Source organism: Alteromonas sp. Cnat3-28 (genome assembly GCF_022348265.1).
GTDB lineage: Bacteria > Pseudomonadota > Gammaproteobacteria > Enterobacterales > Alteromonadaceae > Alteromonas > Alteromonas macleodii.
In genome coordinates, this window is the sequence record NZ_JAKREY010000006.1 from 129,303 (window position 1) to 141,886 (window position 12,584).

A 12,584-nucleotide genomic window follows, 5' to 3' on the forward strand; every position below is an offset into this window, starting at 1 on the left:
GCGTACTTAGTATGTTTTCCTTTATCGGTGCGCAGTGAATATAAAAATAAACACAAAACCACCGAAAACAGGGTTATGAGAAGCAACATGCGTTAATCCTTTACGTGACATAGTTTGCTAAAGCTCCTTCATGAAGTTGCTCAACACACACTGATGAGGCGTAGTGAAAAGTCAACTTTCATGAAACTTTAGTCTAAAACTTTATGGCTAAAAAATCATCAAAAAAAATGTCTTATAACTCGGCAACTTCCAAAAAATGGAAAAGAAACACAAAGCGCATTTAAGCTTCGTGATGAAGAATGCGCTTGTTGAGTGACAAGCGTGTGACAAGCGAAGAAAAAGTGTTCATTTTTTGTTTTTTCATTCTAGCGCCTGTGTGCCACCTAAACGGGATAGAAACTTGTCGATTTAGAGTCACTACACCGTCAAACATCCGCCTTGCCTAGATGGCAAAAAAAACGCTGCAAAAATATACAGAAAAGGTCAGTAAGTCCTAAAGTAAAACAAATAAATTTCCGCTACTTTTGTATAATGCTAACGTTTTTAAACACCCATGTAGCTTAGACTTTAGAGCAAATTTACTGTGTTTGAGGCCATATTATATTGGTCTTAAATAAAATAGCTGCTACCTTATTTGAGCAATTATCAACTAACCATGACAAGGATTATATTATGGAAGAAAAACTTTCGCTTTTTTCTGCAAGCGATGTTGAAAGGTACATAAACGATTACGCCATCCCGTGGGGGATTAACATTCTGATGGCAATCGCGATTTATGTAATAGGTAGGATCGTAGTTGGATTCATTTTATCTGTATTTAGACGCCTAATGGCCAAGTCTAAATACGACAGCATGCTAGTGGACTTCCTGGAAGCTATCCTTAGCGCCATTTTAATGTTGTTTGTTATTGTCGCTTCGCTTGATCAGCTAGGCGTAGATACAACGTCATTAGTTGCTATATTAGGTGCTGCTGGTTTAGCTATTGGTTTGTCATTGCAAGACTCGCTTAAGAACTTTGCAGCTGGCGTAATGCTTCTAGTTTTCAAACCATTTAAAGCGGGTGACTTTGTCGAAGCTGCAGGTACTGCTGGTTCTATTGTTAAGATTGGTATTTTCACCACAACAATGAACACACCAGACAATAAAGAAATTATTGTTCCTAATGGCAACATCTACGGTGGCAACATCACTAACTATTCAGCAAGAGACACGCGTCGTGTAGACATGGTTGTTGGTATTGGTTACGACGCTGACCTTCTTAAAGCGAAAAGAATTCTTGAAGAAATGGTGGCGGCTGATGAGCGTATTCTTGCAGAGCCAGCGCCTAAAATTGCAGTATCTGAACTGGCCGACAGCAGCGTGAACTTTATTGTTCGTCCATGGGTGAATTCTGCCGATTTCTGGGGTGTTAAATTCGACTTCACTGAAAACGTTAAACTGCGTTTTGATGAAGAGGGTATTTCAATTCCATTCCCACAAATGGATGTACATCTTCACAAAGCAGACAGCGAATAATTTCGTTGGTTTCAAACAAAAAACGCTGCATTTCGCAGCGTTTTTTTTATCCTAAGATTAAGTGCGACGTAACACGCCGCGATTACGAACATTTTAACTCTCGATGAGCGGGTAATGACCTATACGAAATGGTATTACTTACTTTTAGCGACAGTTTGGGCGGTAAGCAGTAGCTTGATAGTCTGCATAGGCGTTAGGCATGTTCGCTTGTAAATTATCAATTCTGGTTTGAGGTGCTGGGTGAGTCGACAAAAGTTCCATTGGGCGGTTGCCGCCGCTTGCTGCGTCCATGTTTTGCCACAAGTTTACAGATTGTCTTGGGTCAAACCCAGACTTCGCCATTAGCTGAAGACCAATGACATCGGCTTCAGATTCATGAGTTCGGCTAAATGGAAGTTGAACACCGACTTGAACACCTAATCCGATCGCAGCCATGATAGGACCTGACTGGGGCACTTCATTCGCGGCTAAAACTTGGCCTACCGCCTGACTGCCCATGTTTATCAATGTTGACTGAGACATTCTCTCATTACCATGCTCTGCAATAACATGACCTACTTCATGGCCAATGACAGCAGCAAGTTGATGCTGGTTTTCTGCAACGTTGAGCAAGCCGGTATAGACACCAATTTTTCCACCGGGTAGCGCAAATGCGTTAACTTGTTCATCGTCGAATACAACGACTTCCCATTGACCATTGAATACCGTGGCTGGTACTTGAGCAGTGATGGCATTTGCAACGCATTCTACGTAAGAATTTTGAACCGCTTTATTCGAAATTTTTAATTCTTCTTTCATGCCTGTGAATGCCTGATCACCCATTTGCGCGAGCTGAGTTTCAGAATAGAGCAACACTTGATTTCTACCCGTAGGAGATGTTGCACAGGCTGTTAAAGTAAGCGCTGCGGCAATAACTGCCGAAGCTGTGAATTTCAATTTCATGGTTAATCCTTTTTTATCACTGAATGTTCTCGCTTCGCTCACTTTTGCGCGCTAAAGCACTATCCCATTCAGTTTATACGTCTATTTGGCAATATTAGTATCAGATAGTGCTTATAAATAAAACTATACCTTTGAAAAAGCGAAGCGTGTTCCGCTGTTAAGCTAAACCGTTTTTCCTTACACGCATTAGGATATTTGAAATATATGCTTACAATTGCATGAACGAAGTGTGATTACTTTGAGCCTACTGCTCCGTGCTGTCCATATTTAAAGCGGCGTGTGTGCCATCTATTGTTATAGAAAAGTTACGCGCTTTTGCCTATTTAATATTTGTGTCATAAACTGATTCTAATTTATACATAGAAGTTACATAAAATTTCTGGTGTACTAAGGTTAGGGATCCCTGTTTTCTTCCTTCGCTTTGCGAGAACAAGGTGGAAAAATCCTTGGGTTTCTCGAGCCTCATAACGTACGACAAAAATACAAATAAAAAGGAAATCAAATGGCAGTGCGTAATAAGTTTAAATACGGGTTACTTGCATTTTTAGTATCAGCGGCGCTCACGGGATGTGGCCTTGATGGTGACGACGGTGCGCAGGGCGAAACAGGAGCTCAAGGACCTCAAGGGGAACAAGGTGACCCAGGGACAGACGGAAGTGATGGTACCGATGCGTCAATCGGCATTGCAATGGATATCGTTGGTCGTGCTTTCTTAGGCAATCAAACGGCCGCAGAAATTGTTCAGTACCATGCTGAGACCAATACGATTTACGCGACAAACGGCGAGACCAATACAATAGCAGTTATTGATGCCTCTAGCGTAAGCACGGCTACTATGGCTGATCCGATAAACACCACTACGCTAACGCTTACCACTATCGCACTGCCTGCCGATATAAATGGTGTGACTTTAGGTAGCTTAACAAGTATTGCGGTTAGCGGTGACCTTATGGCTGTAGCTGTACCTGCAGACGTTAAAACTGATAACGGTTATGTGTTGTTCTACAACGGGCTAGACAGTTCTGCTCCAGCCTTTTTGGATTCTGTCGAGGTTGGCGCACTACCGGATATGGTCACTTTTACGCCAGATGGTGGCAAAGTGTTGGTAGCGAACGAGGGTGAGCCTTCTGATGACTACACCATTGACCCTGAAGGTTCTGTTAGCGTCATTAATATTCTTGCAAGTGGTGAGCCAGAAGAAACGGGGACGACCGTTGGCTTTACTGCTCTAAACGGTACTGAAGCAGATTTGATGGCGCAGGGAATGATGTTTCCTAACCCAGCAGGACGCACGATTAACGGCACAGCTATTACCTCAACGGTAGCGAAAGATCTGGAACCAGAATACATCACCGCTACTAACGACGTTGCATACGTTAGTCTCCAGGAAAACAATGGCCTTGCGATTATTGACTTGGAAGAGTTAACGGTAGATGTCGTCGGCCTAGGAACTAAGTCTTGGGCTGGACTTAATATTGATATCCAAGAAAATGATGCGGTGAGTTTTGGTCAGTACACAGGTATTTATGGTGTATACCAGCCTGATACCATTGCTAACTTTACATGGAAGGATGCGACTTTCATTCTTACCGCTAACGAAGGCGATGCCCGTGAGTACTTCTTTGACGCTGCTGATGAGGCGGCATGTACTGCTGCAGGTGGTGTTGATTTTGACGAAGATGATGGCTGTCTAGCTTATACAGACGAAGTTAAAGTAGAAGATCTTACCGCCGCCGCCAACTCTGAATTAGCTATGCTACAGGCGACAGGTGAAGCGGACGACTTACGTGTAACTTCAGCTATGGGTGATGCTGACGGAAACGGCGAGTACGATGCAGCGTACGCTTACGGTGCACGTTCATTCACTATTTGGGATCAAAATGGTTTAGTGGTTTATGACTCGGGTGATGATTTTGAACGTATTACAGCGTCGGTTCATGGGGCGCAGTTCAACAATGGTGACGATGAAAATGCAAGCGACTCGCGCTCAGAGAATAAAGGTCCTGAGCCAGAAGCGTTAACCGTGGGTCAAGTTGGCGATCGCACTTACGCGTTTATCGGCACAGAGCGCATGGGCGGTATTTTCGTATACGACGTTACTAACCCTTATGACGTTCAATTTGCAGAATATGTAATTAACCGTGACCTAACCGAAGGTTTGACAAGCGACGATGTCATTGGTGACTTAGCGCCAGAAAGCCTGGTTTTTGTTAGCGCTGAAGACAGCCCAAGCGGTGTGCCTCTTCTTGTTGTAGGCAACGAAGTTAGCGGCACAGTAACGGTGTGGCAAATCAACCAGCTGTAAGCTCCCGCATTGATTACATGAAACCCCGCTTTGAAGCGGGGTTTTTTTATTGGTAGCTTGCCAGACCTTCCCGAAGGGCGAGTTTTAAATGTCCTTACTCTTTGTTGTGTCACCTTGATGTAGAGCCACTATACCTGCGAAAACACGCCACGATTACGAACATTTTAAGTCTCGCTGAGTGGGTAATTATCTATGCGGACTGGTATTAAAAGGAGGAATAGAGCTTTCCTTGCGTTCACTATGGTTACACCGTTTAAGGATTAAGGTAAGCTATAACCCATAAAACGCAGTCGTATTTTTAAAGGTAAATACGATTAGGCTCAATTGCACTGGTATAGATGCGTTTAGGACACAGAGTAACGCAATGCTCAATACCGCCATAGTGCTATCAAATAATAGAGAATGCCTATGTCTCAGCAAGTTGTGATTAGTGGTGTGGGTGTATGGCACCCTAAAGACAGTATAACTAACGAAGAGCTCGTAGATAGCTACAATGCTTACGTAGATGCGTTTAACGAAGAAAATAAAGCGCAAATCGAATCAGGTGATGTAGCAGCAATGCCTTATTCAAGTGCAGAGTTCATCGAAAAAGCATCAGGAATTAAAAGTCGCTACATCTATCAAAAAGAGGGTGCGCTAGACATCACTCGAATGAAGCCTAAGATTGCCCCTCGAGCAGATGACGAACTTTCTCACCAAGCCGAAATTGCCGTCGAAGCGGCCAAGTTAGCTCTTGCATCCGCCAATGTTACTGCCGATGAGATTGATGCTGTGATTGTGTCGTGTGCATACACCCAGCGTGCTTATCCTGCGATTGCAATTGAAGTACAAGAAGCCCTTAATATTGAAGGGTTTGGTTTCGATATGCTAGTTGCTTGTTCTGCAGCAACGTTCGGTATGCATCGCGCCTATGAAATGCTGAGCGCGAAAAATGCGACTCGCGTATTGGTTATTAACCCTGAGTTGGTCTCACCGCAAATTAACTACGCTGATCGCGACAGTCACTTTATTTTTGGCGATGTGGCTACGGCGACTGTGCTTGAGCTTGCTGAAACCGCCAAAAGTGAGCACGTATACGACGTGCTAAGCACCAAGGCATTGACGAAATTCTCAAACAATATTCGTTCTAATTTTGGCTACATGACACGTGCCGAAGACGTTGATCCGTATGGACCTGATAAGCTGTTCCATCAAGCGGGTCGCAAAGTTTTCAAGGAAGTGTGTCCATTGGCAGCAGCGCATATTGAAGCGCATTTAGCGAGTCACGACATTGCGCCAGAAGGCGTCAAGCGTTGGTGGCTTCACCAAGCTAATATCAATATGAACACCTTGATTTGCAAACGCCTGTTAGGTCGCGATGCTGACCGTACCGAAGCGCCAATTGTGTTGGACGAGTTTGCCAACACTGCTTCTGCGGGTTCTGTGATTGCGTTTGGTTTAAACCATGAAGACCTGGTTGCCGGTGACGTGGGAGTACTTTGCTCTTTCGGTGCAGGGTATTCAATTGGCTCACTAGTGATCCGTAAACGATAGTTTTTATCATAGCGCGGGCGATGCCTGCGCACCGTACCTAGCTGAAAACGTTATGTGCTGTATATCGAAGGTTTCAGGGACGTTGCATCAATGCGCCTCCCTGTATTTCATCTCCTAAATAATGATAATAAAGGTGAGATAAAAGGATGATTTCAGATGTAGGCTATGGGTTAAATAGTCTGGCGCACTTAGCCCTTTTATTGCTGTTGTTAACGGTACGCAAACCCGGCGTAGCCAAGCATTTATTGGTGTTGGCGACCGCAGCCACCTTTTTATGGTCTACAACCTTAATCACTTCGCTATTTGGACCTATCTCGCTAAGCTGGTTACTCAGCGCTGACGTGCTTAAGCAGCTCGCATGGCTACTCTTTTTGGCTGGCTGTATACAGACCAGCTTTAGTAATATCTTCGACGTTCTAAAACGACCAGTAACGTTAATTATTATTGCCCCCGCACTAGCAGCATTGCTCGCCCCTTATCTATTGGTAGTAAATCCCGCGTGGAGCTTTCTTGTACTGATCGTGCTGTCATTAGAAGTGCTTGTTCTTCTGGAAGTTGTGTATCGACAGGCGGGGCGTGAGCAGTGGGCGTTTAAACCCATTATTATTTATCTGGGAGCAACCAACCTGTTTGAGTTCGTTACCTATGCAAACGCTACCATGGTAAACCAGGTGGAAATTGGCTACATAGCGGCACGAGGCTATATTTACTTCTTGTTAATGCCCTTACTCGTCATATCGATTCGACGAATTCATCACTGGGGCATTGATATCTTTATCTCGCGGGACGTGGTATTGCACAGCTCTCTACTCTTAGTGGCGGGCGGTTATCTTTTTGTGATGGCTGTTGTCGGCTACGCCATAAATTATATGGGAGGCAACTGGGGAGCGACGGTTCAAATCATATTGGTTGTGATGTCATTCGCATTGCTCGCCACGGTATTCTTGTCCAACGGCTTTCGCACTAAGATAAAAGTATTTATCACTAAACATTTCTTTGCGAATCAGTTCGACTACCGGGTTGAGTGGGTGAAATTAACGCAGTGGTTAACACGTGCAGGGGATACCTCATCAGATGTTTACCACGCTGGCCTAACAGGAATGCTTAACGCCATTCAATATGAGTCAGGTCTGCTGTTTAAAGTCACGCAGAATGGCTATGAATGCGTGGCTAAGGCATCACCTATTACAAACACTGCGTCAACAGATAACAATGAATCGTCAACTGATTCGAAAGAAAACAACGCTACCTGTACAACGTTGGAAACGCTTGCAAGTTACAGCGACAAAAATGGCTGGATCATTGATACGGACGCCTACCTCGTCAAACCATTCGATTACGAGGGGTTAAAGCTAGATAGAGATGCACTAAAAGCATGGGGCTACCAACTCTTCGTGCCTTTCTTAAAAGAGGGTAAACTGTGGGGATTTGCTGTTCTCGCGTCAGGAGACAATGAAAAAATCACTTTAAATTGGGAAGTGAAAGACTATCTAACCGCCGTATCTGAGCAAGTAGGCACGTACATGCAGCACCACGAGGCCGCTCAAGTGGTAGCAGAAAACGCCCAGTTTGCGGCGTTCAATCGAATGTCTGCGTTCGTTTTACATGACTTAAAAAATGTACTTGCTCAAGTCGACCTTATTCTTGCCAATGCTCAACAGCATAAACACAACCATGAATTTATCGAAGACACCTTCGAAACCTTGGAGCATACTAAGGCAAGAATGGAAAAAATGCTCAAACAGCTGACTGATAAGAAGGCCGTTGAAGAAGGTGTAAACTCAGAAGTTTTGATTTCGGAGCTGGCCAAAGATGTGGTCAACAACCGCTGTTCAGGTTTACGTCCGCTACCAACAGTTCATGTGCTAAAAGAAACGGCCGTGACGGTTGATAAGGATAAGGTGGCAAACGTGCTTTATCACCTAATCAGCAACGCTCAGCAGGCAACCGCAGATGACGGAGAAGTCGACGTGGTGATTACTGGAAATTCTGACAACAAAACGCAGCTAGTTTTGATAGAAGATACAGGGTCAGGTATGGATAAAGCGTTTATTGAAGAGCGACTATTCAAGCCATTTGATACCACGAAAGGCAATGCTGGTATGGGGATTGGTGCATATGATGCAAAAACATATATCGAGTCTATCGGTGGCAAACTAACTGTTCAAAGTGAACCTGGACGCGGTAGCTGTTTTACGCTGCATTTTCCGATAGGATAGGGTGTATAACTAAAAAGTGGATATTATCAAATCCACTCCCTTTCGATGGATGAAGTAGAATAATAGGATGATGAAATGACCGATACCATTTTGGTAGTAGATGATGATTTAGGTATCCAAAAGCAACTTAAATGGAGTCTTACCGATTACAACGTTGTTTTTGCGGACGATCACACATCTGCCATAGCCCAGCTCCGTCGTTTTGAACCTAAGGTTGTTACCCTAGATTTAGGGCTTCCGCCAGATCCAGCGAATGCGTCGGAAGGTTTGCGTATTCTTCACGACATCATTGCGCTAGCGCCTAGAACCAAAGTTATCGTTGTTACAGGTAATAACGATAAACAACACGCATTAAAAGCAATCGATTTTGGGGCATACGATTTTTATCAGAAGCCTATCGATTCAGATACCATCAAATTATTGGTGCACCGTGCGCTTAACCTGTCTAAGTTAGAGCATGAGAATAGCATTCTTGCCCGCACCCGTTCTGGTATGTCCAGAATAGTGGGTAACAGCGAAGCTATTCAAAAAGTGGTACGTCGCGCTGAGAAAATTGCCAATACCGACATAAGCACTCTGTTACTTGGTGAAAGTGGCACAGGTAAAGAAGTTTTCGCGCGCAGTATTCACGAACACAGCCCTAGAAAAGACAAACCTTTTGTTGCTATTAACTGTGCGTCTATCCCAGAGAACTTACTAGAAAGTGAGTTGTTCGGTTACGAAAAAGGGGCGTTTACTGGCGCGAACAAAACCACCGTCGGCAAGATAGAAACAGCACAAGGCGGAACACTATTTTTAGATGAAATTGGTGATATGCCCATTGGTCTGCAAGCTAAGATGCTTCGTTTTCTGCAGGAGCGCGTGATCGAACGTGTTGGTGGACGCAATGAAATTCCCGTTGATATACGCGTAATTTGTGCAACGCACCGCGATTTACAGGCTATGGTGGCACAAGAAACATTCAGGGAAGATTTATATTACCGTGTGGGGGAAATGCCGATTATGATTCCTCCTTTACGTGAACGAGACCAAGACATTATTTTACTTGCACGTACGTTCTTGAATATTTATCGCGAAGAATTCAAAGCTAAAGCGAAGAGCTTTTCAGAAACTGCAGTTAACGCCATGCTAGCCCATAAGTGGCCGGGCAACATTCGAGAAATGCAAAACAAGCTAAAGTCTGCGGTTATTATGGCTGAAGGTACGGTAATTCAACCTGACGATTTAGGCTTGATGCCTGTAGATGCCCATGATGAGCCTGAAACGTTGAATCTGCGTGAAGTGCGAGAAATTGCTGAAAGTCGAGCTATTCGCAGGGCCTATCAAAAAGCAGATAAGAATATGTCAAAAACGGCAGAATTACTTGGCGTCACTCGTCCCACGTTGTATTCGCTCATTGATAAATACCATATGGAAGACATCAAAAATAGCGACTAGGGTAGACATGACTACCAAACAGGAGAGAAATGTACTTCTCACCTGTTGATATCTGGGCGAACGCGCAGTTCGCCTTTATCCTTGTGTACCCACCTAAAATACAAACTGGCAGTGAGACTCTGCTAAGACGTCATGACCGCTGAAGGTCACCTCAACCGACACTTGGTTAGAGCCACGCTCAACAAAGATAACGCTCCCACAAATGTTACACACGTGGTGGGTTTCGTCATTAGCCTCGTGTAGTTCCGCTAGCGCTGACGGTGCACAGTCAATAACCAGCTGCTCTTTTTCAACTGTAACGCGCAGTTCCCTGGTATCTGAATGGCTTAGCGTTTCGTCATCGGCGTCAAGCTCTCCGATATGATCAATTTCATATTGAATTGCTTGGCAGCTGCAGCTTCCTCTGTACATATCTCTATTCCTCTACTGCTATTTCTCGAGGGTCTCCGGCCATTTGATACTTGCCACGTTGTTGAACGATGTGGCAATTCTCGAACCAGGAAAATTAAACTTCGTATCTAGTGGAGTGGGGTATTCCCTTGGAGTTTTAAGCGTTTCGATTACGCCAACCCATCCATTTCTCCCTGATAACTTAGTGGCATACAGCGCGTAATCGATAACAGCGAATGTGCGTTTCCACGCGGTATCAAAGTCTTCCTCTCTATCTGGAGGAAGCAGCGAAAAGCCAATGCTACAAGTAATATTGATTGGTTTTTCTAAGCCGATATCAAAAGGAGTGTTTGCGACCATTTCTCGGCAGCGCTCGGCAACCTCAGGGAGCTCTTCACGAGTAGATTGGCGACAAACCACCAAAAACTCCTCGCCTCCCCATCGAATAATTAAATCCGTTTGTCTGAACACCTTTTTGAGGACATTGGCAAACGCTGATAGCACTTTATCGCCGGCAATATGCCCATAGTCGTCGTTGATGCGCTTAAAGTGGTCGATATCAATAAGTAAGCAAAGTAAGTCTTGTTTCGTCTTTCCTGTGCTGGGGCTTTGTTTCGCCGAGAACTGGCTGCGCCTTATTTCACCGGGAAGCTGCGATTCGAGGTAGTGCCTATTGTACAAACCCGTTAACGGATCGCGCAGGCTTACCTCTTCTAGCGTTTTATAGGCTCTTTCCAGTTCTTGATTTTTTTCTTGAAGATTGAGTGTTTGCTGGCGTACTTCTCGGCGCAAAATAATCGTTTGCTGACGTTGTTTGTAGCGGCTCCACACTAAAAACGTCAAGAGTAACGCTGCTAATGATATGCTCCAAAAAAGAGTCGTCTGCAGGTTTTCTCGCTCAGCTTGCGCTAACGCCAGCTGCTTGGATTCTTCCAGTTTCTCCAACGTCCTAGATTGCCTCACAAGCTCAATCTCAGCCTGCAGGCCTTCAATGGCAGACTTGTTTTCTGAATCAAGTAGTACTTCACGCAGCTGCTGCATAACAGATTGAATATCTAAGGCTTTTTTGAATTCACCTAGTGATACAAAGGCGCTTAGCTGTAACGAAAGAAAACTAAGCTGTCCTCTAAGGTCTCTATTTTTTCTCGCGTCAATGGTACCCGTGCGAGCCTCTTCCAAGGCTAATTCGAAACTCTGCTCTTTCATATAGGCTTGCGCTAAAGCGAGTCTGCCTTCTTTGACCAATTTTGCCTGACCCGATGAGTCGGCAAATTGCATGGCTTCCTGCAATAACTCTCGCCCTTTAGCCGTATCGCCGTTTTCAACCGATGCTCTTCCCAATAGCATTTTTGCTTCGGCTATGGCCCCTACATCAGAGGTGGATAGCAGGAGTACAAGACCTTCGTTAATTGCTCTTATCGCTTGGTCTACAGAGCCTGTTTTGAGAGACAGGGCACCAATACGAGTTTTGATCACACCAAGTAATCGGGTCTCCTGTGTTTCCTCGATACTGTCGAAAGCGTCTTGGTAGTAGGTATGAGCCAAAGTAGCTTGGTTGAGCAAACTGTATATCTCACCGATGCGCAGCAACGTAACACTCATTTCATTGGCCATGTTATTTTCACGAAAATAACGTAGCGCTTGCTTTAACGGCTCCAAAGCGGTTTCAATTTCGCCTTGTTCTTGTTGAATTATGCCTAGCTCAAGGTTCAATTGAGCCTTAAGTAATTCATTACGCTCAATTTGAGCAATAGACATAGCGCGACGCACATAAGTCAGTGCAATGGCATAATTTGAGAGGTGTCTTTCTGAGGTGGCTAGTTGTAATAGCGTTGACGCCATTTTGTTTAGTTCACCATCTGTGGTGTAGCGCTCTAAGGCGGCATTAAAAATGGCTTTTGACACCTCAAAACGCGATGCGTTTTGAAGTAAGAGTCCGAGGGCAGAAAATGTATCAGCAGACATTTGTTGCTGTTGTAGCGCTTGCTCTAAAAGCAACAGTGCCTTGCTATCGGCGTCAGCATATTGCTTGGCATTTAAAAGGTTCTCGACATCAGCAATCTCGGTATTGAAAAGCTCGAACGCTTCTACCGTTTTTACCTGTGCGCCATGCACAGCAATTAGCAGGGCACACACCAGCACGCGCACTGTGCTAAATCCTTCACGGCCCATTCGATTGTATCTCCTATACGCTGTCAGAACATGCTGTCGGTGAGTATCCCAGTAGGCTAACGCCAAGGCAA

8 protein-coding genes are annotated in these 12,584 nt (G+C 44.6%); 5 read left to right on the forward strand and 3 right to left on the reverse strand.

Translation table 11 applies throughout. The features are described from left to right. Window positions 1–672: 672 nt before the first annotated feature. Window positions 673–1,515 carry a mechanosensitive ion channel domain-containing protein gene (locus MHM87_RS08335; RefSeq protein ID WP_239258568.1) on the forward strand — a complete coding sequence of 281 codons (843 nt, stop codon included), beginning with the start codon at window positions 673–675 and terminating at the stop codon, window positions 1,513–1,515. Between the two features lie 144 nt (window positions 1,516–1,659). Here MHM87_RS08335 and MHM87_RS08340 read toward each other — a convergent pair whose 3' ends face one another. Then, a complete protein-coding gene (locus MHM87_RS08340) occupies window positions 1,660–2,457 on the reverse strand; it encodes a M48 family metallopeptidase (RefSeq protein WP_014950456.1) in 798 nt (265 codons plus the stop codon). A 502-nt stretch (window positions 2,458–2,959) separates the two neighbouring features. Between MHM87_RS08340 and MHM87_RS08345 the strand changes: the two genes are divergently transcribed. The 4 genes from MHM87_RS08345 to prsR all read left to right on the forward strand — a co-directional run bounded on the left by MHM87_RS08345 (window position 2,960) and on the right by prsR (window position 9,951). Beyond that, window positions 2,960–4,762, forward strand: coding sequence for a choice-of-anchor I family protein (locus MHM87_RS08345; protein WP_014950455.1), 1,803 nt, complete (start codon window positions 2,960–2,962; stop codon window positions 4,760–4,762). Window positions 4,763–5,170: 408 nt separating this feature from the next. Continuing rightward, a complete protein-coding gene (locus tag MHM87_RS08350) occupies window positions 5,171–6,295 on the forward strand; it encodes a beta-ketoacyl-ACP synthase III (protein WP_239258571.1) in 1,125 nt (374 codons plus the stop codon). Between the two features lie 146 nt (window positions 6,296–6,441). Next, window positions 6,442–8,514: an XrtA/PEP-CTERM system histidine kinase PrsK gene (prsK, locus tag MHM87_RS08355; protein WP_239258574.1), complete on the forward strand. Its 2,073-nt coding sequence runs from the start codon at window positions 6,442–6,444 to the stop codon at window positions 8,512–8,514. Between the two features lie 75 nt (window positions 8,515–8,589). Further along, the gene (gene prsR, locus MHM87_RS08360; RefSeq protein ID WP_014950451.1) at window positions 8,590–9,951 is read left to right on the forward strand and encodes a PEP-CTERM-box response regulator transcription factor; all 1,362 of its coding nucleotides are present in this window, start codon (window positions 8,590–8,592) and stop codon (window positions 9,949–9,951) included. Between the two features lie 93 nt (window positions 9,952–10,044). On the opposite strand, the gene MHM87_RS08365 is transcribed toward prsR, so the two are convergent. Further along, entirely contained in the window at window positions 10,045–10,362 is a 318-nt protein-coding gene (locus tag MHM87_RS08365) for an ADP-ribosylglycohydrolase (protein ID WP_239258576.1), read from the reverse strand. Window positions 10,363–10,380: 18 nt separating this feature from the next. Continuing rightward, complete coding sequence (locus tag MHM87_RS08370; protein ID WP_239258578.1) at window positions 10,381–12,513, reverse strand: diguanylate cyclase; 2,133 nt, start codon at window positions 12,511–12,513, stop codon at window positions 10,381–10,383. Window positions 12,514–12,584: the final 71 nt, after the last annotated feature.